General features: G+C 60.2%; 23 protein-coding genes. 12 read left to right on the top strand and 11 right to left on the bottom strand.

Annotated elements, in window-relative coordinates; all coding sequences use genetic code 11:
* Nucleotides 1–27: 27 nt before the first annotated feature.
* On the bottom strand, nt 28–1,965 hold the full coding sequence (locus tag PSEBG33_RS15005) for a bifunctional 5-dehydro-2-deoxygluconokinase/5-dehydro-2-deoxyphosphogluconate aldolase (protein WP_005787723.1): 1,938 nt from the start codon (nt 1,963–1,965) through the stop codon (nt 28–30).
* Nucleotides 1,966–2,249: 284 nt separating this feature from the next.
* Here PSEBG33_RS15005 and PSEBG33_RS15010 point away from each other — a divergent pair, with 284 nt between their 5' ends.
* The gene (locus PSEBG33_RS15010) at nt 2,250–3,158 is read left to right on the top strand and encodes a MurR/RpiR family transcriptional regulator (RefSeq protein WP_005787722.1); all 909 of its coding nucleotides are present in this window, start codon (nt 2,250–2,252) and stop codon (nt 3,156–3,158) included.
* Between the two features lie 7 nt (nt 3,159–3,165).
* Here the strand turns inward: PSEBG33_RS15010 and PSEBG33_RS15015 are convergent, their stop codons facing one another.
* The gene (locus PSEBG33_RS15015; protein ID WP_005787718.1) at nt 3,166–4,578 is read right to left on the bottom strand and encodes a PLP-dependent aminotransferase family protein; all 1,413 of its coding nucleotides are present in this window, start codon (nt 4,576–4,578) and stop codon (nt 3,166–3,168) included.
* A gap of 92 nt (nt 4,579–4,670) precedes the next feature.
* On the opposite strand from PSEBG33_RS15015, the gene PSEBG33_RS15020 reads away from it, so the two are divergent.
* Nucleotides 4,671–5,906, top strand: coding sequence for a multidrug effflux MFS transporter (locus tag PSEBG33_RS15020; RefSeq protein WP_005787717.1), 1,236 nt, complete (start codon nt 4,671–4,673; stop codon nt 5,904–5,906).
* A 101-nt stretch (nt 5,907–6,007) separates the two neighbouring features.
* On the opposite strand, the gene PSEBG33_RS15025 is transcribed toward PSEBG33_RS15020, so the two are convergent.
* A complete protein-coding gene (locus PSEBG33_RS15025; protein WP_005787714.1) occupies nt 6,008–6,913 on the bottom strand; it encodes a hypothetical protein in 906 nt (301 codons plus the stop codon).
* 392 nt (nt 6,914–7,305) lie between these two features.
* On the opposite strand from PSEBG33_RS15025, the gene PSEBG33_RS15030 reads away from it, so the two are divergent.
* Complete coding sequence (locus tag PSEBG33_RS15030) at nt 7,306–7,989, top strand: response regulator transcription factor (protein WP_005787712.1); 684 nt, start codon at nt 7,306–7,308, stop codon at nt 7,987–7,989.
* Nucleotides 7,967–9,358 (top strand): sensor histidine kinase, encoded by a 1,392-nt coding sequence (locus PSEBG33_RS15035; protein ID WP_005787711.1) that lies wholly within the window; start codon nt 7,967–7,969, stop codon nt 9,356–9,358. The genes PSEBG33_RS15030 and PSEBG33_RS15035 overlap by 23 nt, the downstream gene beginning before the upstream one ends.
* A gap of 36 nt (nt 9,359–9,394) precedes the next feature.
* On the opposite strand, the gene PSEBG33_RS15040 is transcribed toward PSEBG33_RS15035, so the two are convergent.
* The gene (locus PSEBG33_RS15040) at nt 9,395–10,990 is read right to left on the bottom strand and encodes a L,D-transpeptidase family protein (protein WP_005787709.1); all 1,596 of its coding nucleotides are present in this window, start codon (nt 10,988–10,990) and stop codon (nt 9,395–9,397) included.
* 40 nt (nt 10,991–11,030) lie between these two features.
* Here PSEBG33_RS15040 and PSEBG33_RS15045 point away from each other — a divergent pair, with 40 nt between their 5' ends.
* Both PSEBG33_RS15045 and PSEBG33_RS15050 read left to right on the top strand, forming a co-directional pair.
* Nucleotides 11,031–11,744, top strand: coding sequence for a murein L,D-transpeptidase catalytic domain family protein (locus PSEBG33_RS15045; RefSeq protein WP_005787707.1), 714 nt, complete (start codon nt 11,031–11,033; stop codon nt 11,742–11,744).
* A 30-nt stretch (nt 11,745–11,774) separates the two neighbouring features.
* Entirely contained in the window at nt 11,775–12,521 is a 747-nt protein-coding gene (locus tag PSEBG33_RS15050; RefSeq protein WP_005787706.1) for a creatininase family protein, read from the top strand.
* 136 nt (nt 12,522–12,657) lie between these two features.
* Here PSEBG33_RS15050 and PSEBG33_RS15055 read toward each other — a convergent pair whose 3' ends face one another.
* Entirely contained in the window at nt 12,658–12,999 is a 342-nt protein-coding gene (locus PSEBG33_RS15055) for a hypothetical protein (RefSeq protein ID WP_005787704.1), read from the bottom strand.
* A gap of 45 nt (nt 13,000–13,044) precedes the next feature.
* Complete coding sequence (locus tag PSEBG33_RS15060) at nt 13,045–13,689, bottom strand: hypothetical protein (protein WP_005787702.1); 645 nt, start codon at nt 13,687–13,689, stop codon at nt 13,045–13,047.
* A gap of 137 nt (nt 13,690–13,826) precedes the next feature.
* Between PSEBG33_RS15060 and PSEBG33_RS15065 the strand changes: the two genes are divergently transcribed.
* On the top strand, nt 13,827–14,111 hold the full coding sequence (locus PSEBG33_RS15065) for a hypothetical protein (protein WP_005787700.1): 285 nt from the start codon (nt 13,827–13,829) through the stop codon (nt 14,109–14,111).
* Here the strand turns inward: PSEBG33_RS15065 and yfcF are convergent.
* Both yfcF and PSEBG33_RS15075 read right to left on the bottom strand, forming a co-directional pair.
* Complete coding sequence (gene yfcF, locus PSEBG33_RS15070; protein ID WP_005787698.1) at nt 14,070–14,702, bottom strand: glutathione transferase; 633 nt, start codon at nt 14,700–14,702, stop codon at nt 14,070–14,072. The two genes, PSEBG33_RS15065 and yfcF, sit on opposite strands and share 42 nt — an antisense overlap.
* A gap of 94 nt (nt 14,703–14,796) precedes the next feature.
* Entirely contained in the window at nt 14,797–15,339 is a 543-nt protein-coding gene (locus PSEBG33_RS15075) for a DUF924 family protein (protein ID WP_032803862.1), read from the bottom strand.
* 71 nt (nt 15,340–15,410) lie between these two features.
* Here PSEBG33_RS15075 and PSEBG33_RS15080 point away from each other — a divergent pair, with 71 nt between their 5' ends.
* Entirely contained in the window at nt 15,411–16,565 is a 1,155-nt protein-coding gene (locus tag PSEBG33_RS15080) for a DUF1624 domain-containing protein (RefSeq protein WP_005787694.1), read from the top strand.
* A gap of 286 nt (nt 16,566–16,851) precedes the next feature.
* Here the strand turns inward: PSEBG33_RS15080 and metE are convergent, their stop codons facing one another.
* Nucleotides 16,852–19,140 carry a 5-methyltetrahydropteroyltriglutamate--homocysteine S-methyltransferase gene (metE, locus tag PSEBG33_RS15085; RefSeq protein ID WP_005787691.1) on the bottom strand — a complete coding sequence of 763 codons (2,289 nt, stop codon included), beginning with the start codon at nt 19,138–19,140 and terminating at the stop codon, nt 16,852–16,854.
* Between the two features lie 288 nt (nt 19,141–19,428).
* On the opposite strand from metE, the gene PSEBG33_RS15090 reads away from it, so the two are divergent.
* The 3 genes from PSEBG33_RS15090 (at nt 19,429) to mddA (ending at nt 22,756) form a co-directional block, all read left to right on the top strand.
* Entirely contained in the window at nt 19,429–20,526 is a 1,098-nt protein-coding gene (locus PSEBG33_RS15090; protein WP_005787689.1) for a carboxynorspermidine decarboxylase, read from the top strand.
* A gap of 28 nt (nt 20,527–20,554) precedes the next feature.
* Nucleotides 20,555–21,799, top strand: coding sequence for a saccharopine dehydrogenase family protein (locus PSEBG33_RS15095; protein WP_005787687.1), 1,245 nt, complete (start codon nt 20,555–20,557; stop codon nt 21,797–21,799).
* Between the two features lie 189 nt (nt 21,800–21,988).
* Nucleotides 21,989–22,756 carry a methanethiol S-methyltransferase gene (gene mddA / locus PSEBG33_RS15100; protein ID WP_005787686.1) on the top strand — a complete coding sequence of 256 codons (768 nt, stop codon included), beginning with the start codon at nt 21,989–21,991 and terminating at the stop codon, nt 22,754–22,756.
* A 238-nt stretch (nt 22,757–22,994) separates the two neighbouring features.
* Here mddA and glsB read toward each other — a convergent pair whose 3' ends face one another.
* The gene (gene glsB / locus PSEBG33_RS15105; RefSeq protein WP_005787684.1) at nt 22,995–23,903 is read right to left on the bottom strand and encodes a glutaminase B; all 909 of its coding nucleotides are present in this window, start codon (nt 23,901–23,903) and stop codon (nt 22,995–22,997) included.
* Nucleotides 23,904–23,958: 55 nt separating this feature from the next.
* A complete protein-coding gene (locus PSEBG33_RS15110; RefSeq protein WP_005787683.1) occupies nt 23,959–24,303 on the bottom strand; it encodes a hypothetical protein in 345 nt (114 codons plus the stop codon).
* Nucleotides 24,304–24,604: 301 nt separating this feature from the next.
* Here PSEBG33_RS15110 and PSEBG33_RS15115 point away from each other — a divergent pair, with 301 nt between their 5' ends.
* On the top strand, nt 24,605–25,687 hold the full coding sequence (locus PSEBG33_RS15115) for an LLM class flavin-dependent oxidoreductase (protein WP_032803859.1): 1,083 nt from the start codon (nt 24,605–24,607) through the stop codon (nt 25,685–25,687).
* Nucleotides 25,688–25,748: the final 61 nt, after the last annotated feature.

Raw genomic sequence — 25,748 nt, 5'->3', positions numbered from 1 at the left:
CAAGCCCCCTCCCACATTTGACCTAATTCAATTTCGAGCACTGCGCCAGGCGTTGATGAGTTGTTCGAAGGTAGCCTGTACCTGCTGGATCAAGGTCTCATCATCGATCTCCCCCGCCATCCACGCCCGGCTCGGCTCCTGGAAGATCGTGCGGCCGACGGCAAATCCGCGGCAGGTGGTGCTCATGCGCGCTTGTTGAAAACCGTCGGCAAGACATTCAGCCGACGCGTTCAGGCCAAGCAACACCACGCCACGGCAGTACGGGTCGCGCTCCTGGATCAGTTCGTCGAGCTTTTTCCAGTCAGCGGCCGACTGCGCTTCGATCTTCCACCAGGCCGGGTAGATGCCCAGGTTGTACAGGCGCTTGAGGCTGCGATACAAAACGTCGGGATAAGTGGAGGGGTGATCCTTGGGCGGGATGACTTCCAGCAGCAGTTCATGGCCGCTGACGATGGACGCCTCATACACCGCCTTGAGTTGCGCTTCCTGTTCCAGGCGCAGCATCGGCTCGTCATCGGGGTGAAATTGCACCAGGCATTTGATGATCTGTTCCTGGGGCCAGGCAATCAGGTTGCTGCCCACCGAGCGACCGTGTTCGAACGCCAGGGGCCGTGAGTTCTGCACTTCGACCGGGCGGGCAATCCACCAGCCTCGGCCGCTGGCGGCATTGAGGGCATCCTGGCCAAAACGCTGATCGGCAAGCAGGCCCACGTCGGCCTCGATGCCCTGCTCGGCGAGCTTGGTCTCCACACGTTCGATGGCCTGGATAAACAGCTGCTTGATGGCGCTGATTCGCGTCAAGTCCTGGCCGCCTTTTTGCGCCAGGTCCACCAGCTGCCAGCGGTGGTCGAAGGCAAACACGAACAGTTGCTTCCAAGCCTTGCGCGGCACCGTGACGCGGTGCAGGCGCTGCAGGGTCGCATCCTGGTCGGGACGGGTGATCGGCACCGGGCTGTTGAACAGGTAATCGAGTTCGGCGGGCGTGGGCATGGCCGGCGCACAGGCGTGCCGCGAGACCACCAGGCCGCCACAGGCATTGGCCAACTGGCTGCAACGCTCGTCGCTGGCGTCATTGAGCCAGCCACTGAGAAAGCCCGACATGAAGGCATCGCCAGCACCCAGCACATTGAGCACTTCAACGCGCACACCGGGATAGATCGCACCGTCTTCCAGTCGGGCGGGAATCTCGCCGTGGATCACCGTGCAGCCTTGCGGGCCGAGCTTGACCACCAGGGTGGCGGGCGTCAGTTCACGTACCGTGCGCAGGGCGGTGAGCAGGTCTTCACTGCCACCGGCGATGAGGAATTCTTCTTCAGTGCCGACGATCAGGTCGAAACGCGCCAGGATTTTCTGCACATGCTGGCTGACATTCTGGTCGGCAACAAAACGGGTTTCACCATCGGCCTTGCCCGCCAGGCCCCACAGCACCGGGCGGTAGTCGATATCCAGCACCCGTTTGACGTTGTGTTTGGCCGCGTAATCCAGCGCCTGGATGCTGGCCTTGTACACACCGTCGGTAGAGAAATGCGTGCCAGTGATCAGCAGCGCCTTGCTCGATGCAACAAAGGCTTCGCTGATGTCTTCGGCGCGCAGGGCCATGTCGGCGCAGTTTTCGCGGTAGAACACCAGGGGAAAGGTTTCACGGTCTTTGAGACCCAGCAGCACCAGGGGGGTGAGGCGTTCGGGGTCGACCTTGATGCCGCTGACATCGCAACCTTCGCGGGCCAGGGATTCGATCAGAAAACGGCCCATATGGTCGTCGCCCACCCGGCTCAGCATCGCCGACTTGAGCCCCAGCCGGGCAGTGCCGAAGGCGATGTTGGCGGAGGAACCGCCGAGGTATTTGGCAAAGCTGGACACATCCTCAAGCCGCGCACCCACTTGCTGCGCGTAGAGGTCGACGCCTAGGCGCCCCAGGCAAATCAGATCCAATTGACGCCCACTGGCAAAACGAGTCTGGCCCATGCTGGCTCCTGTTATTTTTATCAGCCTGCGTTGTGCCGCCGTAGTGGCGGCAAACGCTCTTGGTGGGAGCAGACTAGAACGTCCGACGGCGGCAATCAATATTTATTCCATAATTATTTTTAGTGGAATATATTTTCCAATACGTCAGCATAGCGGCACGCCAGCGCCCGTGCATCGTTTCAGCAGGCCACGCGGGCCGTGATGCCGAGGTATTTTTTTGCGCCTACCCTGTAGACTTGCGCCACCCATCAGCGCATCAGACGAACACGCCAGAAGGATTGCCCATGTCCCGCACCGATCCCGAGACCACCCTGGAAGAAACTGTCGCCAGCCCTCCGATCAATGCCGAACGCCTGTTGCAGCTGATCACCGACGAATACGAAAGCCTGCCGCGCCAGCTCAAGCGCATCGCCAGTTACATGAGCCAGCAGAGCGACCGGATCATGGTCGATCGCATCAGTGACATCGCCCGTGAATGCGAAGTGCACCCCTCGGCCATCGTGCGGTTTTCCCAGCGTTTCGGCTTCAGCGGTTTCAGTGAAATGCAGGCGCTGTTTCGCGAGGCCTATACCCACAAGACCACGCCGGTACAGAACTACCAGCAGCGCATCCGCAGCATGATCGCCAACAAGTCGCAGAAAGCCAGCGGCGGCGACCTGGCGCGTGAGTGTGTCAACGCCACCCTGTCCGGCATCGAACGCCTGGGCCTGGAACTGGACGATGCGGCCTTCGAGAAAGCCGTGGACCTGGTGGTCAATGCCGACAACATCTATGTGGTCGGTGTGCGCCGTTCCTTTGCCGTGGCCGACTACCTGGTCTACAACCTGCAGCACACCAACAAGCGCATCCACCTGATCTCTGGCCTGGGCGGCAGTTATCGCGAGCAGATGCGCAGCGTTCGCGCCAATGACCTGGTGATTGCCATCAGTTTTACGCCCTACGGCAAAGAGACCCAGCACTGCCTGCGCATTGCCCAGCACCACCAGGCCAAGACCTTGATCATCACCGACAGCAACCTGTCGCCGCTGGCCAAGCGCGCGAATGCGGTGCTGTTGGTCAATGAAGGCTCATCGTTTGCCTTTCGCTCGCTGAGCGCCACGTTGTGCCTGTGCCAGGCGTTGTTTATTGCGGTGGCCTATCGGTTGGAATTGAAGGTGGATGAAATTCATGAGCAGGTCGGGTTCGACGACTGACGCGCTCCTACAGCAATTGCGCCAGAGCCCGGCCGTGGAAGCGGATCTGCGCGAGGGTCAATGCGGTGTAGCCGACAATCACGGCGGGCGGCAACGTTACATCGACACAAAACTTGCCCAGTGGCTGCAAGCTCAGCCCGGCGTCGGCGGCGCGGGCGCAGAAATCCGCCTCTGGCACCCCTGCCGGTAACCACAGCACAAAATGCAGCCCGGCCTGCTCGCCAGTGACCGTGACGTCCGGCGGGAGGCAGGCGAGCAAGGCATCACGCCGCGCCTGATAAGCCTGGCGCGAAGCGCGCAAATGCCGCACAAACGCACCGCTGCCCAGAAAGTCCACCAGGCCCGACTGATCGCTGGCGCCCACCGAATGCCCGGTCAGTTGCAAGGTGCGCAGCAGTGACGGACGCAGGGTTTTGGGCGCCACCATGAAACCGACTCGCAACCCTGGAAACAGGTTCTTGTTGAAGCTGCCGCAGTAGAGCACGCGGCCGTTCGCATCCAGGGACTTGAGCGCGGCCAAAGGTGCGCTGTTGTAGTTGTACTCGCTGTCGTAGTCGTCTTCGACCACCCAGGCATCGGCTCGACTTGCCCAGTCCAGCAGCGCCAGGCGGTGCGACACCGACAGGGTCACGCCCAGCGGGGCCTGGTGCGCGGGGCTGACATACACCAGTCGTGCGTGGGCAGGCAACTGAGCGGTATCGAGCCCTTCGGCGGTGACCGGGATCGACTGCACCTGTGCACCGGCCAGGTTGAACAGACGCCGCGCCGGGGTGTAGCCGGGGTCTTCGACGCAGGCCAGGTCACCCGGTTGGAGCAGCGTGCGGGCGATCAGGTCAAGGCCATGACGAATACCCGTGGTGACAATCACTTCATCCGCCTCGCAGTGCATACCGCGATAACGGCGCAAGTAATCCGCAATGTGCTCACGCAGGGCCGGCAGCCCACCAGGATGCGCGGCCTCCAGTACACCTGGGCCTGCGGCCAACAACCCACGGGCGACGCAACGCGCCCAGGCTTTGAGGTCGAACAGGCCGGCATCCGGGCGCCGTGCGACAAAGGGCACATGGCTCTGTACCCCGGCGTGGGGTGGGTCGGGGTCAACCGGGCGGCGCAGCATTTGTTTTGACGCCGGGGCCGCAATGAATTGCTCGGGAATCACCGCGCGCACCCGCGTGCCAGAGCCCGCCACGCGCTGCACATAGCCTTCGCTGTGCAAGCGGTCGAACACGGCCTCAAGTGTGCCGCGCGAAACCTGCCAGCGCTCGGCCAGGCTGCGGGTCGATGGCAAACGGCTGTCGGCCGGCAACTGCCGAGTCAGGATCGCCCCCCGCAAAGCCTCATAGGCGCCCTGCTGTTTACCCTCGCCCAAGTTGTCCGGGCGCGGCAAGTCAAGGTTGGAGGCGGCTTTTCCTCGGCTCATAGTGGTCCAGTTCTTCCATGTACAAGTGGTTCTGCGGATTAAACCACAACGCCGCTAGAGTCCGGGCTCTACCCCTCGCGAAGTAACCGCCCATGACGCAACGCATTCTCGCTCCCAGGTTCTGGCTAACGCTGCTGACGGTCCTGGTGGGCTTGCCGCGCCTCACCCTGGACCTGCACTTGCCCGCCCTGCCCGCTATGGCCGACTACTTCCAGACCTCCGATAGCCAACTGCTGCTGGTACTGACGCTCTACACCCTCGGATCGGCGATTTCCTTGCTGGTCAGCGGCCCGCTTACCGACCGCTTCGGCCGGCGTCCGGTGTTGCTGGCCGGGTTGACGATGTATGTACTGGCAACCCTCACCTGCGCACTGGCCGACAGCCTGGGGGTATTGATCATTGCGCGGCTGTTCCAGGCCCTCGGCGGGTGTTGCACCACGGTAATAGGCCGGGTGATCGTGCGCGACTATTTTGCCCCGCAGGAGCAGGCGCGCTTGCTGGGGTTGATCTCCATGGCAATGGCGGTCTCGCCCATGGCCGCGCCGGTGCTTGGCAGCGTGCTGTTGCCCCTCTTGGGTTGGCAGGGTTTGTTTGTGTTGCTGGCGGTGATTGGCAGCCTGTTGTGCCTGGTGGTCCAGCGCCGTCTTCCGGAAACCCGTCCGCCACAAGTGGCCGCCGCCCCCCCCACCCACTTGCTGCGCATCTACGGCCAACTGCTGCGCGACCGCTATTTCCTGCGTTATGCCTTGGCGATCGGCTGCGTGTACAGCACCTATTTTCCGTTTATCAGCGAGTCTTCGGCGTTGCTGCAACGCGGCTTTGATTTATCGCCGAGCGCCTACGCCCTGGTATTTGCCGCGACGATCAGTGGCTATATGTTCGGCGCCAACCTGTTCCGCCGCCTGGTAGCGCGGTTCGAGGCAGACCGCTTGATCAGCTTCGCCATCGGCCTGAATGTGCTGGGCAGCGTACTGCTTGCGACGGCCACGACACTGCTGGCGCAGGATTGGCTGGCGATTGTGTTGCCGATGGTGGTGATCATGGTATCGGTGGGGCTGACGATGCCCGCCTGCCAGTTGTCGGTGTTGCAGCCCTACGGCGCGATTGCCGGTACGGCGTCGGGGTTGTTCTTTTTTATTCAGATGTTTGTAACGGCTGTGAGCAGTTGGGCCACCGGGCTGCTATCGGACGGCACTGCGCAACCGTTGGTGATCATGACATCGCTGGCCAGCACCTTGCTGGTCATCAGTTGGCTGACGTTGCGCAAAACGAAAAGTGGGAAGGAGCAAAGCCCTTCCCACCCTTTACCGAGCCAGGCCCGGGTTTAGTGCATGAAGATCGCGATCAGAATGATCACCGGAATCGGCACGCCGAGGAACCACAGCAGTAATGAGCGCATGATGCTTTCCTTAAATGAATGGGCCTTGAATTAACGAACGTAGTTTTCGGTTTCGACGTACACCACGGCATCCCGGCGGCGACCGCCGAAGGTGGCAGCGAAGCTGGCGAAGAATGCACCGATCAACAGCGCCACGAAGGTCCACAGCGAGGTATAGGCAGCCACTTTCGCGGCGGTCTCGGCGGCCTGCTTGGCTTTGAGCTTGGCGTCTTCGATGGCTTTACGGGCATCGCCGTACACTTTATCGATACGCGCTTCGGCATCGGCCTGGCTGAGGTTGGTGCGCTGGGTGATCAACTGGGCCAGGTAGGCACGGTCTTCGGCGGCCAGTTGACCGTCATTGCTCAGGGTGCGGGCGAAGATACGGCCGACCACGGCATGGGCCGCGTCGTCGCTGACCGCGGCTGGGCGGTCATCGCGGAACAGGCTGTCGACGTAGTAGCCGAAGTCGCCGCTGTCGGCACCTTTGGCTGCGCTGCCGGCTGCTTGGGTCAAGCCACTGGCGGCGCCCGACGCAACGCTGGCACCGGCTTTCACACCACCACTGACGACGCTGCTGACCGAACCGACCACCAGCATTGCCGTGATCAATGTGGCCACGGCCCACGCCAGGAAACCATGGGCGGTATCGCGAAAGTACACTTCATCGCCATGCATGTTGGCCCACTTCACCCGCAACCGGCCGGCGATGTAGCCACCCAGGCCCGAAGCGACGATCTGGGTAAAGGCCAGCCAGACAATCGTGGAAATGCCAAGGCCCTTGGCACTGATACCGCTATCGGCCCACGGCGACACCGCCGAAAAGCCCAGGCCGAAGCCCAGCAGCACCAGAATCAGTGACAGCGCAGCCGCCGCAGCGGCCCCGGCGAAGATCGCCCCCCAGGAAACCCCGGAGAGCGTGCTTGACTCTTGCAGCGCGGATGAGGATGTGATCATTGTTGTTTTGCTCCAGGCATGAAAAATAGTGTTACAAGTCTCAAAAGGGACAGTGCAGGCACCATGCCAGTCGGCCAATAATTTAAATTCCTTGCATTTCAACAAGTTAATTAAATTGAACTTACTAAAGTCATGCAAGTTGCAAGAACCGGCCGTTAAGGGCGGGCGATATGCATTCATGTGGGAGGGGGCTTGCTCCCGATAGCACCGTGTCAATCAACAAACTCTTGCCTGAGACACCGCTATCGGGAGCAAGCCCCCTCCCACATCGATTCGTGCCAGTCATGAACAGGTGGCAGTTTTGCCAAGATGAAGTTTTATTTAGGAAACATTCAGCAACTTCTTGGCAAAATGACCTCCACTTCTAGTGTGAACGCTCACCAGGTAATCCTATGACCCGCATTTTGACCATCGAGGATGACGCCGTAACGGCCCGCGAGATCGTCGCCGAGCTGAGTAGCCATGGACTGGACGTAGACTGGGTAGACAACGGCCGCGAGGGCCTGGTCCGCGCCGTGAGCGGCGATTACGACCTGATCACCCTCGACCGCATGTTGCCCGAACTGGATGGCCTGGCCATCGTTACCACCTTGCGCACGATTGGCGTATCGACGCCGATCCTGATGATCAGCGCCCTCTCCGATGTCGACGAGCGTGTACGTGGCCTGCGTGCCGGCGGTGATGACTATCTGACCAAGCCGTTCGCCTCCGACGAAATGGCCGCCCGTGTCGAAGTGCTGCTGCGGCGCAAAAGCACAGTCAAGGAGTTCGAAACCGCCCTGCGCGTGGCGGACCTGGAATTGAACCTGATCAGCCGCGAAGCCAGCCGCGCCGAGCAGCCGCTGACCCTGTTGCCCACCGAATACAAACTGCTGGAATTCCTGATGCGCAACACCGGGCAGATCCTGTCGCGGATGATGATTTTCGAGGAAGTCTGGGGTTATCACTTTGACCCGGGCACCAACCTGATCGATGTGCACATCGGTCGCCTGCGCAAGAAAATCGATCCCCCGGGCCTCACGCCGCTGATCCGCACGGTACGAGGTTCCGGGTATGTCATTGCTGAACCCCTCTAAGGGCTGGCGTTCCTCCAGCAGCCGCTTGCTGGCGCTGTACAGCTCGTTGTTCGTGGCGTGGAGTTGCATCCTCATGGGGGTGCTGTATTACGAGGTGTCGGGCTACCTCAGCGACCTCTCGCGCCATTCTCTTCTGCAACGCCAGCACTTGTTCCAGCGCTTCGACGGCGAAGCCCTGGTGGAAGCGCTGACCACCAGCATGACCTTCGACATGAAGGGCGTCGATGCTTATGGCTTGTTCGATGAGCAGTTTCGGCCCTTGAGCGGGCCGATCCGCACGTTACCGGCGGACCTGCCCCTGGATGGCAAGATCCACACCCTGGCCAATTGCGTCGAATCCGATGACCCCAAGCTGCCCAAGGACAGCTGCGACGCCGTGGCCACCCACACCGACGACGGGCGCTGGCTGGTGCTGGTGCGCGCCAACGGTTCGTTGTTCGGTGTGACGCGGATCATCTGGCATGCCCTGTTGTGGGCGCTGTCGTTGACCATCATCCCCGGCGCTGCGGGCTGGCACCTGCTGCGCCGGCGCCCGTTGCGGCGCATCCGCGGGATCCAGGCCAGCGCCGAAGCCATCGTCGCCGGCGACCTGACGCACCGCTTGCCGCTGTCCAATCGGCGCGACGAACTGGACATGCTCGCGGCCATCGTCAACGCCATGCTCGAACGCATCGAGAAACTGATGAACGAGGTCAAGGGCGTGTGCGACGCCATCGCCCATGACCTGCGTACCCCCCTCACCCGCCTGCGCGCACAGCTTTACCGCATCAAGCAGCAAGCCGAGGAAGACTCCGCCCACGCAGTGAAACTCGATGACGCCATTGCCGAAACCGACACGCTGATGGCGCGCTTTCGCGGGCTGCTGCGCATTTCCGAACTGGAAGATCACCAGCGCAGGTCAGGCTTCCTGGTGCTGGACCCGCTGCCGTTGCTGCGCGAATTGCATGACTTTTATCTGCCCCTGGCGGAGGAAGGTGAAATGGAGTTGGTATTGCAGGCTCCCGAATCGCTGCCGTGGGTAACGGGCGACCGCGCCCTGTTGTTTGAAGCTTTGGCCAACCTGTTGAGCAATTCGATCAAGTTCACTCCGCCCAATGGCAAGGTCATCCTGCGAGCGGTCAATGATATGGGCAGTACGCGCATTGAAGTGCTCGACTCCGGCCCTGGAATTCCAGCGGCCGAGCGCGCGTCGGTGTTCCAGCGCTTTTATCGGGTGGATGAGAACGATCAGCAAGGTGGCTTTGGTCTGGGGCTGTCGATTGTGGCGGCGATCATCAACCTGCATGGCTTCAAGCTCGAAGTCGGTACCAGTGAACTGGGCGGCGCCCGACTGGTGCTGGAATGTCGCCAGCAGTTGATACCTGAATAGGTCAGATGGGGTCATGAAGACCCCTGCCCATTGTGCCTAGAGCACACTTCCCATGGCTTTGATCAACACCGGATCAAGCGCATAGATATCCGGCGCATAGACCAGGCTCCCCTGGCGATCCACTTCCACCGTCCAATACCCCAACAGCACCGGCACCGGCGTGGCCAGCCTGAATTCATGGGTCAAGCCGGTGGCCAACAGTTCATCGGTACGGGTGCGTTCGGCAGGGGTTACCAGCAGATCACGCAGCAGCAGCGGTTGCTCGACCCTTACGCACCCCGAACTGAACGCCCGTGGCCCCTTGGTAAACAGCGGCTGGCTGGGCGTGTCGTGCAGGTATACCGAGAACGGGTTGGGGAAGCGCATCACGATCTTGCCCAGCGGGTTGCGCGGGCCAGCCTGCTGGCGCAGCAGAATATTGCCGGGGCGCGCCCAATCGACCTGCTCGGGGGTCAGCGGATGACCTTCGGCATCGAGTACTTGCAGGTTTTGCTGGCGCAGGTACTCGGGGTTGAGGCGGATAGCCGGGAGTTTGTCCTCGCGCATGATGGTCGGCGGGATGGTCCAGGTGGGGTTGAGGGTCAGCCGGGTGATGCGCGACTTGAGCAGCGGTGTCTGGCGTTCGGCGCGACCCACTTGCAGGCGGGTTTGCCACACCGGGATGCCGCTCTGGTACACGCTCAATTGAGCGGCGGCCACATTGACCACTACGCCTTCAGGCTCAAGGTCCTGGGCCAGCCAGCGGAAACGCTCCAGGTTGATGCGCAGTTGCTCGCGGCGTACCGCCGGGCTGATATTGAGTTCGGCCACGGTGCCGGCGCCGATCACGCCATCGGCTTGCAACGAGTGGCTGAGCTGGAACGCCTTCGCCGCCTTGACCAGGTCGCCCTGATATTGCTTGCCGTTGGGCAACTTGGCCAGATAGCCACCACTGTGCAGGCGTCGCGCCAGTTCCGGCACGCGCGGGTCTTCCATGCCGGGGCGTAACAACGGGCCACTGCCCACCGCGTCCCAGTGCGGTAAAGGCTGCTGGCGCAGGCTGGAATAGACGTTGCGCAGGCTGCGATACAAGTCTGCACTTGGGCGTGCCTGGTCAAACGCTTTGGCCATGTCCTGCAAGCCGGTGGCGGCAAATGCCAATACTGCGGTGTTCGGGTCAGTCGCAGGCGGTTGAGAATGCCAGAGCGGTTCATAGCGCGATTGCAGCAGGCGCCCGTAATGCAAATCGTGCAGGGCTTGCAGGTATTGCTGGCTGGTCGCGATATCGCTGCACAGCACGTTGGCCGTGGCATCTACCGCAGGCAAGCTATAGTGGGTGGGATCCAGGCCGTCGTCGGCCAGCATCAGTAACTGGGTTTGCAAGGCTTGCCGGGACTCGTCGGCCGACCATAACGGTGCATTGCCCTGCTGCTGGTAAAAGGCTTGCAGGCGCACTTGTGCGGTGGCATCGACCCGCGAGACCAGGTGGGGACAGACGCTGGGCAGTTGCGCCAGCGCCTGCTGTACCGGCGCCAGGTCGACGGGCGCAGGCGTGGTCACAGGCAGCGGCTCAGGCGCCAGCGCATCGGCTGTCGCGACCAATGGTGCAACGAGCAGGCAAATGCTCAAGTAACATGCGTGTTTTTTGAACAATTGACTTAGCTCCACTCCACAGCGGGGGAATCGACTGTAGATGCTGACTTTTATGCGCCACCTCGGCTTGATCACCGGGGGCCTGGCTTTACTGAGCAATTTTGCGCTCGCGGCCACTGGCACCCCACCTTCCTTGTATAGCAGCCTGGCGCGCTCGGCTCCAGAACTCAATCCCACAGTACTCAAAAGCGCCCTGAACGCGGTGCAGTGCGCTGTCAATAACGGCGAAGAACGTTCCGATCGCCTAGCGGTTATTGACTACTCCCAGCCCTCGACCGCCCGTCGGCTGTGGATCTTCGATTTGCGCAAACAGACCCTGCTGCTGCGTGACCTGGTGGCGCATGGCGCCAAGTCCGGGGAAAACTTCGCCACCCAGTTCTCCAATCTTGAAGGCAGCCATCAATCCAGCCTGGGTTTGTTCCGCACCCAGGAAAGCTACCTCGGCGCCCATGGTTACTCGCTGCGCATGGATGGCCTGGAGCCCGGCTTCAATGACCTGGCGCGCGACCGCGCCATCGTGATCCATGCCGCCGACTACGTCAGCCCGTTGTGGAGCAAGCGCGAAGGCCGCATCGGCCGCAGCCAGGGCTGCCCGGCAGTACGCCCGCAGGTCGCCCGTCAAGTTGTAGACAAGCTCAAGGATGGGCAGTTCATGTTTTCCTGGTACCCCGACCAGCGCTGGTTGAAGTCCTCGACGTACCTCAATTGCAAGCCCCAACAGGTAGCGAGTAGTCGTACAATCCGTGGCGGATAGCCTGTCCCCACAGATAAAAGAGAGCCTCGCATGCTTCTACACGCCAGCACCTGGATCGAAATCGGGCAGTTTCTGGAACGCAGCCGCACGGTCGTGATCCCCATCGGCTCCAACGAACAACACGGCCCCACGGGCCTGCTGGGCACCGACTGGATGTGCCCGGAGATCATCGCCCATGAGGCGCAAAAAAACGCCGACATTCTGATCGGCCCTACTTTCAATATCGGCATGGCCCAGCACCACCTGGGGTTTCCCGGCACCATCTCGCTGCGCCCTTCCACCTTTATCGCCGCGATTGGCGATTGGGTGCGTTCGCTGGCCGGGCATGGCTTCGAGAAAATCCTGTTCCTGAACGGCCACGGCGGCAATATCGCCACGATCGAAGCGGCGTTTTCCGAGCTGTACGCCGAAGCCAGCTTCGCCCGCCGCCCGGCCGGGTTTGCGCTGAAGCTGGTGAACTGGTGGGACCTGGAAGGCGTCACCGACCTGGCCCAGCGCCAATTCCCGGTCGGCCACGGCAGCCACGCCACGCCGTCGGAGATTGCGGTGACGCAGTGGGCTTATCCGCAGTCGATCAAGTCTGCCGATTACTCACCGCAAATTGCCAACACCGGGCCGATCCGCGAGGCGCTGGACTTCCGCGCGCGCTTCCCCGATGGCCGCATGGGTTCAGACCCTGCGCTGGCGACGGTGGAGAAAGGCGGTGAGTTGGTGGCGTTGGCGGCGCAGGGGTTGATCAAGACGGTCGATAGTTTCAGCAACGAAGCCAAACCCTGAGCCGAGTGTTGGTCCAAATGTGGGAGGGGGCTTGCTCCCGATGGCAGAGTGTCAGCCAGCACATCTGTAGCTGACCCACCGCCATCGGGAGCAAGCCCCCTCCCACATTTGATTTTTGTTGTCCTCCAAAACGGGCTTACCGGCAGTCCTGGGCCGCCTGCTCAAGCCGCGACGGTTTGATCGCCGAGGCCAGCGGTTTGCGCTCATACAGGAACACCTTGGTGCCGTCCTGGGACTTGTAGGCTTCCAGCACATCATCAGCAGCAATCTTGCTGGTCAACAGCACCTTGGCGTGACGCGAGTTCTGCGTCACGGTCGAGGTGATGCCGTGCTTTTCCAGCTTGGGCAATACGCATTGCACATAGCCTTCGGGGGTCTTGTCGGTTTGCAGGGTCAGCGATGGGGCATTCGGAGCCGTGATACAACCGGTCAGCAACAAGGCTGCAAAGGCCAGGGCCGGGGCGAAAAAAGAGCGCATACAGATTCCTGAAAATAACCAATAGGGTTCACATCCACTCGCGAATCAACCTGCGCGAACCAGGGCCTTGAGCGACACATCGAACTGCTTCAGGGCATCTTGCTGTACATCTCGCTGCTGCTCGATCAGCGCGGCAATCTCCGGCGCCGCCTTGCCGTGCACCCACACTGACGGCACTTGCCTGTCCACCGAACCTTCGGCCTTGGCGATGTATTGCAGGTTCGCGTCATAGAAGCGTGCTGCAAAGCGTGCCTCGACCCGGTCGTTACGCTGGGTCAGCAATTGGTTATGGGTATCGAGCACCACCACCACATCCGGATGCGCCTGCACCATGTCATCCAGGCTGCCATAGACCGTCACCGAGAAAAAAGCGCCCTGCAGCGAGTTCATCAACCAGTCGATGGCCAGCTCCGGATCGGAGCTGTTGACGAACGCCTGGCGAATCCGCCCATCCAGGGCATCCTTGGCGCCGTTAAGTGCCATGGCATGGTAGCGCTCAAGGTAGATGAGGTTGTCGCGGGTATTTTCGCTGAATAACACCCCTACCCTCTGGGTGCGTTGCAGGGATTCTACGCTAGCGGCCAGCGGCAGCAAATGGCCTGTACGCAGCTCATCGGCAATCGCCGGGGTGGTCATGAGGGTGGTGCCCAACATCAGGGCCATTAAAGCAAGCTGGATAATCGTCCTCATCGCGCATTTCCTTGAGCTGCGTCTGGATGAGCAGATTCTGCGCGCTTGGCGAAAAAACAGAACTTGTGATCCTTGATGGTGACTATCATTTGAACCGATAGTGTCAGGCAGCCCATAAAACCTATAAGGACCCCGCCATGAAGCCCTACCAGAAAACCTTCGACCGCATCCGCGATGCCGTACTGCCGGAATTTCGCGAGCGGGTCGCCGATTACCTGGTCGAGTATGAAGAAGTACTGCTGGACCCAGACGCCGACGCCAAACAACGCTCGGCCAGCGCCCAGCAACTGCGTGGTTACCTGCGGGGCTTGAACACCATGCGGGTGCTGGGCATGGCCCATTGGGAGGACCTGGACCGACGTGTCAAGGAAGAGTGGCAGCTAGAGCACAGGCCGTCGCAGGTTGACCCACTCCCGCACTGACGGCCGTTGCCACTGGCGTTGCGCGTACATCACCAGCTCGGCCGGTAAGGGGTCGCCGTTGAGGATCAGGCGATTGAGCATCACCGCCAGGTCTACATCGGCGATCGACCACTCGCCAAACAAATGCTCAGGGTTGCCTGCCAGGAGAACCTGCGCCGCACCGATCAACTTACACGCAGCAGCCTGAGCCAGCGGCGATAAAGGTGGCATCTTCTGCCCGCAGAACACCACCAGCGTCGAGCGCTCCTGGCGAATCGCCAGCAAGTCGCTGCGCAACCATGCCTGAACCTGCCGCGCCCTCGCCCGCTGCTGCAGATCAGCCGGGTAAATGCTGATCTGGGGGTACGCCTGGTCCAGGTACTCAGTGATTGCCGAAGATTCCGACAGCGTAAAATCACCGTGCTCCAGAGTCGGTACCCGTTGGGTCAGGGAGCGCTGGGCGTAATCTGCCGACTGGTTTTGTCCAGCATCCAGGTCCAGGGGGACCATGTCGAACGCCAGGCCTTTTTCCCGTAGGGCAACGAACACCGACATGGCGTAGGGGCTTGTGAACAGCGAATCAACATAGAGGCGCAGCGGGGGTTGGCTCATGGGCTATCTCCGAGGATGAAACGCCACGCTACGAGATCCAGGTCGATAAGGACAATGCAGGGTTTTTATGGGGGCATTCCTGGAGGGAATAGCATCAACCAGCGAAACCACCCGCTTTGAGGAACAAATGCTCCTGCTCGGTGGTGACCCTGCCCAACACCGCATTGCGATGGGGAAAGCGCCCAAACCGCTGGATAATATCGGCATGTTCCCTGGCCCAGTGATAGGTGCTGGCATCCAACTGCTGGTTGAGCGTCAGCGAGCGTTGCTGGTCCTGCGGATCTTCCGAGTGTTCAAACGGCAAATAACAAAACGCACGCAACTGGGGTTCGATCTGTTGATCGAGCCCGGCGTCCACCATCTGATGTGCATACAGGCGTGCCAGCGGGTCGGTGGCGAACATATGCGCGGTGCCGCGAAAAGCGTTGCGCGGGTATTGGTCCAGCAGGATCAATAACGCCAGCGCGCCGTCGGCGCAGGCCAGCCAATCTTCCAGTTCGCGTCGTGCGGCCTGCATATGGGTGGCGTAGAAGGTGTCGCGAAAAACTGTGTCGAAGCCATCGTCCTTGGCGAACCAACGCTTGGGCCCCGCCTGTTTCCAGAATTCGATCACAGCCTCGGCTGATTGCGTCTTCATGCTGATCATCATGTGCCTCAATAAATGTTATAGGATAACGTCAATTATTTGCCCGCTTGTGATTCCCACTTATGACTGACGCTACTACCTTACGCCAACGCCTGCAGTCCATCGACGCCCTGCGCGGCCTGGTGATCCTGTTCATGCTACTGGACCATGTGCGCGAAACCTTCCTGTTGCATCGCCAGGTCAGCGACCCGATGAGCATCGACAGCACCGAGCCTGCGCTGTTTGTCAGCCGCACCCTCGCCCATCTCTGCGCGCCGGTATTTGTGTTGCTCACTGGATTGTCGGCGTGGCTGTACGGCCAGAAGTATCAGGGACGACGCGATGTGTCGGCCTTTTTGTTCAAACGTGGGCTGTTTCTGGTGGTGCTGGAATTCACCTTGGTCAATTTCGCGTGGACCTTCCAGTTGCCGCCCAGTGTGATCTATATGCAAGTGATCTGGGCCATCGGCGTGAGCATGATCGCCCTCGCAGCACTGGTGTGGTTGCCGCGCCCGCTGCTGATCAGCTTGGCGCTGGTGATCATCGCCGGGCATAACCTGCTTGACGGAGTGCACTTTGCCCAGGATTCGGCGTTGCAGACTGGCTGGTCAATCCTGCATGAGCGCAGCTGGATCCAGGCGTCGGAAAACCTGCGTCTGCGCGTGACTTATCCGGTGCTGCCGTGGATCGGTGTGATCGCCCTGGGCTATGGGCTCGGGCCATGGTTTGCCACTACCGCACTACCGGCTGTGCGTCAGCGTCATTTGCTGATCGCGGGTGTGGCGGCATTAATGGGTTTTGTGCTGCTGCGGGCAGTCAATGGCTATGGCGAGCAGCCTTGGTCCGTGTATGACAATGGCGTGCAGACCCTGATGAGCTTCTTCAACATCACCAAGTACCCGCCGTCGCTGCTGTTCCTGGCGTTGACATTGGGGGTTGGATTGTTGCTGTTGCTGGCATTCGAACGCGCCGGGCATAAGCGCTGGATTGGCGTGCTGGCGGTGTTTGGTGCGGCGCCGATGTTCTTTTATCTGCTGCATCTGTATGTGCTGAAGGTGCTGTATGTCGCCTGTGTGGAGTGGTTTGGGCTCAACCACGGCAACTATTTCGGCTTCGACAGCATCGGTGCGGTGTGGTTGGCAGCTTTGGTGTTGCCGCTGGTGCTATACCCGCCGGTACGTTGGTTTGCCGGGCTCAAAGCGCGCCGACGCGATATCGCCTGGCTCAAGTACCTCTGACCTGACGCGGCTCAAAATGTGGGAGGAGGCTTGCTCCCGATAGCGGTGGATCAGTATCCAATTCCTTGGCTGAACTACCGCAATCGGGGCATAGGTATCTACACAACTTTGTAGCTGCCGACCGTAACCACGATGCGAAGCGAGCCGCTCTTGATCTGCTTTTGATCTCAGGCGCCCCGTTAAACCACGCTGGCCGGAATTCGACAGGGATTTGGGGGGTAAACCGGCAGGGATGCCGGTTTAGCCGCCATCGGGGGCAAGCCCCCTCCCACACTTGCAGACAATATCAGGCCAATTCAGCGCGTAGTTGGCGGGCGGCGGTGACCATGTGAATGAGCGCCGCCTCCGTCTCCGGCCAACCGCGGGTCTTCAAGCCGCAATCGGGATTGACCCACAAACGCTCCGCCGGAATCCGCTTGGCAGCCTTGCGCAGCAAGTTAGCCATCTGCGATACATCGGGCACCCGTGGCGAGTGGATGTCATACACGCCGGGGCCGATGTCGTTCGGGTAGTCAAAGGCCTCAAAGGCATCAAGCAACTCCATGTCCGAGCGCGAAGTTTCGATGGTAATCACGTCGGCATCCATCGCCGCGATGGACTCGATCACATCGTTGAACTCGCTGTAGCACATGTGAGTGTGGATCTGGGTCTCGTCTCGCACACCGCCGGCGCACAGGCGGAATGCTTCGGTGGCCCAGTCGAGGTAGTGTTGCCACTGTGCCTGGCGTAACGGCAAACCTTCGCGGAACGCGGCTTCGTCAATCTGCACGATCTTGATGCCGGCGGCTTCCAGGTCCACCACTTCGTCACGAATCGCCAGGGCCAGTTGCCGGGCCTGCACTTCGCGGCTCACATCTTCCCGCGGGAACGACCACATCAGCATCGTTACCGGGCCGGTCAACATGCCCTTCAATACCTTGTCGGTCAGCCCCTGGGCGTAGCGGATCCACTCCACGGTCATGGCTTTCGGGCGGCTCAGGTCACCGAAGATCACTGCCGGCTTCACGCAACGAGAACCGTAGCTCTGCACCCAGCCGAAACGAGTGAACGCGTAGCCATCCAGTTGTTCGGCGAAGTACTCGACCATGTCGTTACGCTCGGCCTCACCGTGCACCAGCACATCCAGGCCGAGGTTTTCCTGCACCTGGACAGCGTGCTTGATCTCGCTGTGCATGGCTTCGACGTATTCGGCTTCGCTCAACTTGCCGGCCTTGTACGACTGGCGCGCCAGGCGGATCGCCGCGGTCTGCGGGAACGAACCGATGGTGGTGGTCGGCAACAGTGGCAGGTTCAGGCCGGCGCGCTGCTTCTCGATACGCTGGGCAAACGGCGACTGGCGCTGGCTGTCCTGCTCGGTGATAGCGGCAACGCGGGCTTGTACGGCAGGCTTGTGGATCCGTGTCGATGCCTGGCGAGCATCCTGTACGGCACGGTTTTCAGCCAGGGCGGCAAGTACAGCGGGTGCCTCGGGCTGGTCGACAGCTTGGGCCAGCAGCGCCACTTCTTCGCACTTTTGCACGGCAAAGGCCAGCCAGCTTTTCAACTCGGTATCCAGCTTGTCTTCACGGCCCAGGTCAACCGGGCTATGCAGTAACGAGCAGGACGGCGCGACCCACAGGCGATCGCCGAGCTTCTCTTGGGCATGCTGCAACGTGGCCAGGGCCTTCTCCAGGTCGCAACGCCACACGTTGCGGCCATTGACCACCCCCAGGGACAACACCTTATAGGCCGGCAAGCGATCCAGGATAGTCGGGTACTGTTCCGGTGCTCGCACCAGGTCGATGTGCAGGCCATCCACCGGCAAGTTGGCCGCCAGGCCGAGGTTTTCTTCCAGGCCACCGAAGTAGGTAGCCACCAGTTTTTTCAGCGGGTCCCGCTGGATCAGGTTATAGGCACGCTCGAACGCATTCTTCCAGTCCTGCGGCAAGTCGAGCACCAGGATCGGCTCGTCGATCTGCACCCACTCCACGCCCAGGTCCGCCAGGCGCTGGAAGATCTGCCCGTACAGCGGCAGCAAGCGCTCAAGCAGATCAAGCTTGTCAAAAGCGTCGCCCTTGGCCTTGCCCAGCCACAGGTAGGTCAGCGGGCCAATGACGACAGGCTTGACGGTGTGGCCCAGGTCACGGGCTTCCTTGACCTCTTCGAACAGTTGATCCCAACCCAGATGGAACTGCTGATCGGCGCTGAACTCCGGCACCAGATAGTGATAGTTGGTATCGAACCACTTGGTCATCTCCTGAGCGTGAGCACCGCCGCAGCAGGTGTCACTGACGCCACGAGCCATGGCGAACAAGGTGTGCAACGTGGCGTGGCCATCGGCCGGGCGGAAACGCTCGGGGATCACGCCAAACATCAGCGAGTGAGTCAGCACCTGGTCGTACCAGGCGAAATCACCAGCGGGCAGCAGTTCAATACCGGCCTGTTTTTGCAGCGCCCAATGGGTCTTGCGCAGGTCACGGCCAACGGCGCGCAGGCCGGCTTCGTCGAGCTCGCCTTTCCAGAACGCTTCCTGCGCTTTTTTCAGTTCACGATCGCGTCCAATGCGCGGAAATCCGAGGGAATGAGCGACTGCCATGACGTAAAGCTCCAATGTCGATGTTTATGGCGCTCATTGTCGGCAGTCGGCAATAGTGAGACAAACTCATTTAATTCTAGATCATCACAAGATCCATTCATGTTTGTACGGCTGCGCATTGCCCATAACCGGACTGGCAGTTATTACCGTCATCCTAACGAACGGTCACACTCGTTCCGTATGCTTAAACGCAAGCGCGCAATTTCCGCCCGCTAACCTTTCGATCTGCCCCAAGTGCGGGCACAATGCGTGTCCTTTTTTGGCAGGCACCGCCGCAGGCTCTCAAAAATGATCAAAACGCCGTACTACCTCATCGATAAACAGAAGCTTCTGGTCAACATGCAGAAGATTGCCTATGTGCGCGAGCAGTCCGGCGCCAAGGCTCTGCTGGCGCTCAAGTGTTTTGCCACTTGGTCGGTGTTCGACTTGATGCAGCAATACATGGACGGCACCACCTCGTCGTCGCTGTACGAGTTGAAGCTCGGTCGCCAGAAGTTCGAAGGTGAAGCGCACGCCTACAGCGTGGCCTGGGCCGACGATGAAATCGAAGAGATGCTCGAGAACTGCGACAAGATCATCTTCAACTCCATCAGCCAGCTGCAGCGCTTTGCCGAGCGCAGCGAAGGCAAGACCCGTGGCCTGCGCGTAAACCCGCAGGTGAGCAGCTCCGATTACCTGCTGGCCGACCCTGCGCGCCCGTTCAGCCGCCTGGGCGAGTGGGACCCGGTGAAGATCGATGGCGTGATCGATCAGATCTCCGGCTTCATGTTCCACAACAACTGCGAGAACGGCGACTTCAGCCTGTTCGACAAGATGCTCGGCACCATCGAGGAACGCTTCGGTGAGCTGCTGCACAAGGTCAAGTGGGTCAGCCTCGGCGGCGGCATCCATTTCACCGGTGAAGGCTATGCACTGGACGCGTTCTGCGCGCGCTTGAAGGCGTTTTCCGAGAAGTATGGCGTGCAGGTGTACCTGGAACCCGGCGAAGCAGCGATCACTAATAGCGCCTCCCTGGAAGTCACCGTGCTCGACACCCTCTACAACGGCAAGAACCTCGCCGTAGTAGACAGCTCCATCGAAGCCCACCTGCTGGACCTGCTGATCTATCGCCTCAACGCCAAGCTGGCGCCGAGCGAGGGCGAACATACCTACATGGTGTGCGGCAAATCCTGCCTGGCCGGGGACATCTTCGGCGAGTATCAATTTGATCGTCCGCTGGCCATCGGCGATCGGCTGTCGTTCATCGACACCGCGGGCTACACCATGGTCAAGAAAAATTGGTTCAACGGCCTGAAAATGCCGTCCATCGTAGTGAAACAACTCGACGGTACAGTCGAGGTGGTTCGTGAATTTGGTTACGACGACTACCTGTCCAGCCTTTCCTAAGCTGGCGGATATAGGAGAAATAAAGCAATTGAAAAAGAACGTTCTTATCATTGGTGCAGGAGGTGTCGCCAAGGTGGTGGCCCACAAGTGCGCGCAGCACAACGACGAACTCGGTCGTATTGCTATCGCGTCGCGCAACATCTCCAAATGCCAGGCCATCATCGACAGCGTCAAGGCCAAGGGTAGCCTCAAGGTACCCGCCGATATCCAGGCCTTTGCGCTGAACGCCCTGGACGTGGAAGCGACCAAGGCCCTGATCCGCGAGACCGAGTCGCAGATCGTCATCAACGTAGGTTCCGCGTTCCTCAACATGTCGGTGCTGCGTGCCTGCATCGACACGGGCGTTGCCTACCTCGACACTGCCATCCACGAAGAGCCGGGCAAGGTCTGCGAGACCCCGCCGTGGTACGGCAACTACGAATGGAACCACCTGCAAGAGTGCAAACAGAAGAACATCACCGCCATCCTTGGCGTGGGCTTCGACCCGGGTGTCGTCAACGCGTACGCCGCGCTGGCGCAGCAACAGCATTTCGACCGCATTGATTCGATCGACATTCTCGACGTCAATGCCGGCTCCCATGGCAAATACTTCGCCACCAATTTCGATCCGGAAATCAACTTCCGCGAATTCACCGGGCAGGTGTGGAGCTGGCAGAACAGCCAGTGGACCAGCAACACCATGTTCGAAGTCAAACGTACCGACGACCTGCCGGTAGTCGGCTCGCAAAACCTCTACCTCACCGGCCACGATGAAGTGCACTCGCTGTCGAAAAACCTCGACGTGCCCAACGTGCGGTTCTGGATGAGCTTTGGCGAGCACTACATCAACGTGTTCACCGTGCTGAAAAACCTCGGCCTGCTCTCGGAAAAACCGGTCAAGACCGCCGAAGGCCTGGAAGTGGTGCCGTTGAAAGTGGTCAAGGCCGTGCTGCCCGACCCGTCATCGCTTGCCCCGGGCTACACCGGCAAGACCTGCATCGGCGACCTGGTCAAAGGCACCAAAGGCGGCCAGCCACGCGAGATGTTCATCTACAACGTGGCTGATCACGAAGAGGCGTATGCCGAGACCGACAGCCAAGGCATCTCCTACACCGCAGGCGTTCCACCCGTAGCCGCTGCGCTGCTGGTTGCCCGTGGCGAATGGGACGTGAAGCACATGGCCAACGTTGAGGAACTGCCGGCTGAGCCGTTCCTCAAGGCGCTGGATGTGATGGGGTTGCCGACTCGGATCAAGGACGAGAAAGGTGATCGTGCCTGGGATGCGATTGCCTGACAGGCGATAGCTGACTGACAAAAGAATGCGCCCTCAGGGGCGCATTTTTTAGGCTCGCACACCTCTCAAACTCGTGAAAACTCATCGCCAATCCGTCTAAGCAACTGTCAATTCTCACAGGTTACGGGCAGGGCAAACTCCACTAGCCTGACTCACTTCTCCCGTCACCATGTGCGAAAGGAGTCGTCCATGCGCCCGCAAAAACAAACCAACAACCTGACAGTGCATCTGCTCTGTCTGCTCTACAGCATCGCCTGCTACCTGATTTTCCTGGCCGCAGTTTTATACCTCATAGGCTTCACAGGTGGCGTGCTGGTGCCCAAGAACATTAACGATGGGCCAGCTGTCGACTGGCCGACTGCTGTGCTGATCAACGGGCTACTGTTGATCCTGTTCGGTGTCCAGCACAGCCTCATGGCGCGTAGAAGCTTCAAGGATAGAATGACCGCGCTCATTGCACCTGTGGCTGAACGCTCCACCTATGTGCTGCTCAGTAGCCTGGTGCTTGGGGTGACGTTCTGGCTGTGGCAACCCATTCCATACACCGTCTGGGAGGTTGAAGCGGCTTGGGCCAAGGCACTGTTGTCAGGTCTGTTCTGGCTGGGCTGGGGCTTGGTGTTGCTGGCAACCTTCCTGATCAGTCACTTCGAACTGTTCGGGTTAAAACAGGCCTTTGATCATTGGCGAAACGCCCCACAAAAGGCGGCGATATTTAAAACGCCGCTGCTCTACCGGGTCGTGCGTCACCCGATGTACCTGGGGTTTTTGATCGCGCTCTGGGCAACCCCGCATATGACGGCAGGCCATCTGTTGTTCGCACTGGGGATGTCGGTTTATTTGTTCGTGGGTGCCCGTTTCGAAGAAAGGGATCTGGTGCAGCTGTTTGGTGAGCCCTATCAACGCTACCAGCGTGAGGTGGGCATGATTGTGCCGCAACTCAAAAAGCGGCGCCGCTAGCCTCCCGGAGGAGCGAGCTTGCTCGCGAAGATCGTCAAGGATGACGCAGGCAGCCTGGATGAACGCTGGGCATCTGCCGGATGCTGAAGGCGCGCAGTTGCTGGTAGACAAAGTCTTGGTGAAGCCTGCCCCGCCACATAAAGCCAGGCCGTACATCACTCCCCAGAACACTGAAGATGCAAGCCCCCTCCCACATTCCGTTTTTATGGCGCCTGTTATTCAGCGTTCCACCGCGCCCCTAAAACACCGACCACCCAATCCGCTCACTCAACAATTCCAACGCCTTCATCCCCGCCAGCGAGTTCCCCGCCGCGTTCAACTCCGGCGACCACACACATACCGTGAACTGCCCAGGCACCACCGCGACGATCCCCCCGCCTACCCCGCTCTTGCCCGGCAACCCGACGCGATAGGCAAAATTGCCCGCCTCGTCATACAGCCCGCTGGTGGCCATGATCGAGTTGACCTGCTTGGTCTGCCGCGCCGTCAAGATCTGCTCGCCACTGTGGGCGCTCACGCCTTCATTGGCCAAGAAACTGAAGGCCCGGGCCAGGTCCAGGCAGCTCATCTGCAACGCGCAGTAATTGAAGTAACTGTGCAGCACTGCATGCACGTCGTTATGGAAGTTACCGAAGGATTTCATCAGGTAGGCCATGGCCGCATTGCGCGCACCGTGCTGGGCTTCGGATTCGGCGACCACGCTGTTGACCAGGATCTGCGGGTTACCCGACAGGCGCCGTACAAAGTCGCGCATCGACAAGATCGGCACCGCAAAGCGCGATTGGTTGATGTCGCAGATCACCAGGGCGCCGGCATTGATAAACGGATTGCGCGGGCGGCCGCGTTCGAATTCCAGTTGCACCATGGAGTTGAACGGTTGCCCCGAGGGCTCATGGCCCAGGCGTTCCCAGATGCTTTCGCCGCCGTGATCAATGGCCTGCACCAGGCTGAAGACCTTGGAGATGCTTTGTACCGAGAACAGCGTGTCGGCATCACCGGCGCTGTAGGCCGTGCCATCGTTGCCGTAGACCGCAATGCCCAGTTGGTCGGCGGGCACGTCGGCCAGCGCAGGGATGTAGTCGGCCACTTTGCCGAGGCCGATCAGGGGGCGCACTTCGTCGAGAATCGACTCCAGCAGCGCCTGCATGTCTTGTCCTGTCATCTTTGTTTAAATCAGTGATAAGCGAGGCGCGGAGGATACGTTAATGAGCGCGGAAGCCCCACACAATCTCTACCACCCGCTCTGCAATCACCACATACACCAGGATCAATAACACTTGCAGCGCCAGGTGATAAGGCAACCTGGCGAGTCGGCGGATACCGTCACTGACATTCAACAACATCAACAACGCCGACAGGATAATCAGCCCCCAGCCAGCGACGTTGGAGGCGAACACCCCGATAAATAACTCACGTCGCCCCATCAACGTATCGGTACCCGCCGCAAACAACAGCGCGCACACCAACAGGTTCTTCACGTTGTCGAAAATCTGGGTGCTCAGGTCGTTTTCCAGCAACGCCAGATACCGCGTCCATAAGCTGCGCATACTTGAGTACCGATTGGGAGGGCTCGTCACTCAAGGTAGTTCATTTGCAGGCGCTGTCGAGCCAAGGCGAGGCATTAGAAATGCGCCACGTTTTAGAGGCCTTATCTATAAACGCTCTCCATTTGAGATCAAAGCCAAAAAGCATCTTCTATAATAATCAATCATAATTATTCTTTAATTTTATAATTAGGTTAGAACCAATCGGCATTTTACAGATTGGCCCGTGAGCCCTACTTTCATGCGACGGACCGACCCCCTGCCCGGTGGAGGCTTGTTTACCGACCTCGACAAGGACCTGACCATGAGCATCGAATTCATCGGCTATATCGGCGGCCATCACGCCTCGGAAATCCACCCGCGCAGCGGCCCGACTCTGCAACCGGACTACGTTGAAACCGTCGCCCGTGCCCACGAAACGGCGGGGTTCGACCGCGCCCTGGTGGCATTCCATTCCAACAGCCCGGACAGCACGTTGATCGCGGCCCATGCGGCCAGCGTCACCACCCGACTGCAATTTCTTATCGCCCACCGCCCGGGTTTTGCCCAACCCACATTGGCTGCTCGCCAGTTCGCCACGCTGGATGTGTTCAACGGAGGGCGTACCGCCGTGCACATCATCACCGGTGGCGATGACCAGGAACTGCGTGCCGATGGCAGCCATATCGGCAAGAACGAGCGCTATGCGCGCACCGAAGAGTACCTGGACGTGGTGCGCCAGGAATGGACCAGCGAGCATCCCTTCGACTTCACCGGCACGTACTACCAAGTGCAAGGCGCGCACTCCACGGTGAAGTCGCCGCAACAACCGCATATTCCACTGTACTTTGGCGGTTCCTCAGCTGCTGCGATCGCAGTGGCCGGCAAGCACGCGGATGTGTATGCGCTGTGGGGGGAGACCTATGAACAGGTACGCGAAGTGGTGACCCAGGTGCGGGCAGAAGCGGCCAGGCATGGGCGTACGATTCGCTTCAGTTTGTCTCTACGGCCGATCCTCGCCGACACCGAGGAACTGGCGTGGCAACGTGCCGAGCAGATTCTGCAGCAGGCCACGGCGCTGGCCGAGCAGCATGGTTTTGTGCGCCGTGAACCGCCGAATGAAGGCTCGCGGCGCTTGCTGGCGGCGGCGGCGCAGGGGTCGCGGCTGGATAAGCGCTTGTGGACGGGAATTGCCGGGTTACTTGGGGCGCAGGGTAATTCCACCTCGCTGGTGGGCACGGCGGAGCAAGTGGCCGAGGCGCTGCTGGATTATTACGACCTGGGGATTACCACGTTCCTGATTCGCGGGTTTGATCCGCTCAATGATGCGATCGACTATGGCAAGAAGTTGATTCCCCTCACCCGCCAGTTGGTCGCAGAGAGAGAACAGGCCCAGCAAGTGGCTTAGGCACACAGCAAGTCGTAAAAAATGTGGGAGGGGGCTTGCTCCCTCCCACATTTGATTTGCT

Origin of the sequence: Pseudomonas synxantha BG33R (genome assembly GCF_000263715.2) — a bacterium.
Taxonomy (GTDB): Bacteria; Pseudomonadota; Gammaproteobacteria; order Pseudomonadales; family Pseudomonadaceae; genus Aquipseudomonas; species Aquipseudomonas synxantha_A.
This window is presented reverse-complemented; position numbering and strand designations above follow the sequence as displayed.

Excerpts from the sequence above, each read along its gene's own strand:
- PSEBG33_RS15005 (WP_005787723.1), bottom strand. The coding sequence starts at position 1,965 with ATGGGCCAGACTCGTTTTGCCAGTGGGCGTCAATTGGATCTGATTTGC.
- PSEBG33_RS15010 (WP_005787722.1), top strand. The coding sequence starts at position 2,250 with ATGTCCCGCACCGATCCCGAGACCACCCTGGAAGAAACTGTCGCCAGC.
- PSEBG33_RS15015 (WP_005787718.1), bottom strand. The coding sequence starts at position 4,578 with ATGAGCCGAGGAAAAGCCGCCTCCAACCTTGACTTGCCGCGCCCGGAC.
- PSEBG33_RS15020 (WP_005787717.1), top strand. The coding sequence starts at position 4,671 with ATGACGCAACGCATTCTCGCTCCCAGGTTCTGGCTAACGCTGCTGACG.
- PSEBG33_RS15025 (WP_005787714.1), bottom strand. The coding sequence starts at position 6,913 with ATGATCACATCCTCATCCGCGCTGCAAGAGTCAAGCACGCTCTCCGGG.
- PSEBG33_RS15030 (WP_005787712.1), top strand. The coding sequence starts at position 7,306 with ATGACCCGCATTTTGACCATCGAGGATGACGCCGTAACGGCCCGCGAG.
- PSEBG33_RS15035 (WP_005787711.1), top strand. The coding sequence starts at position 7,967 with ATGTCATTGCTGAACCCCTCTAAGGGCTGGCGTTCCTCCAGCAGCCGC.
- PSEBG33_RS15045 (WP_005787707.1), top strand. The coding sequence starts at position 11,031 with ATGCTGACTTTTATGCGCCACCTCGGCTTGATCACCGGGGGCCTGGCT.
- PSEBG33_RS15050 (WP_005787706.1), top strand. The coding sequence starts at position 11,775 with ATGCTTCTACACGCCAGCACCTGGATCGAAATCGGGCAGTTTCTGGAA.
- PSEBG33_RS15055 (WP_005787704.1), bottom strand. The coding sequence starts at position 12,999 with ATGCGCTCTTTTTTCGCCCCGGCCCTGGCCTTTGCAGCCTTGTTGCTG.
- PSEBG33_RS15060 (WP_005787702.1), bottom strand. The coding sequence starts at position 13,689 with ATGAGGACGATTATCCAGCTTGCTTTAATGGCCCTGATGTTGGGCACC.
- PSEBG33_RS15065 (WP_005787700.1), top strand. The coding sequence starts at position 13,827 with ATGAAGCCCTACCAGAAAACCTTCGACCGCATCCGCGATGCCGTACTG.
- yfcF (WP_005787698.1), bottom strand. The coding sequence starts at position 14,702 with ATGAGCCAACCCCCGCTGCGCCTCTATGTTGATTCGCTGTTCACAAGC.
- PSEBG33_RS15075 (WP_032803862.1), bottom strand. The coding sequence starts at position 15,339 with ATGAAGACGCAATCAGCCGAGGCTGTGATCGAATTCTGGAAACAGGCG.
- PSEBG33_RS15080 (WP_005787694.1), top strand. The coding sequence starts at position 15,411 with ATGACTGACGCTACTACCTTACGCCAACGCCTGCAGTCCATCGACGCC.
- metE (WP_005787691.1), bottom strand. The coding sequence starts at position 19,140 with ATGGCAGTCGCTCATTCCCTCGGATTTCCGCGCATTGGACGCGATCGT.
- PSEBG33_RS15090 (WP_005787689.1), top strand. The coding sequence starts at position 19,429 with ATGATCAAAACGCCGTACTACCTCATCGATAAACAGAAGCTTCTGGTC.
- mddA (WP_005787686.1), top strand. The coding sequence starts at position 21,989 with ATGCGCCCGCAAAAACAAACCAACAACCTGACAGTGCATCTGCTCTGT.
- glsB (WP_005787684.1), bottom strand. The coding sequence starts at position 23,903 with ATGCAGGCGCTGCTGGAGTCGATTCTCGACGAAGTGCGCCCCCTGATC.
- PSEBG33_RS15110 (WP_005787683.1), bottom strand. The coding sequence starts at position 24,303 with ATGCGCAGCTTATGGACGCGGTATCTGGCGTTGCTGGAAAACGACCTG.
- PSEBG33_RS15115 (WP_032803859.1), top strand. The coding sequence starts at position 24,605 with ATGAGCATCGAATTCATCGGCTATATCGGCGGCCATCACGCCTCGGAA.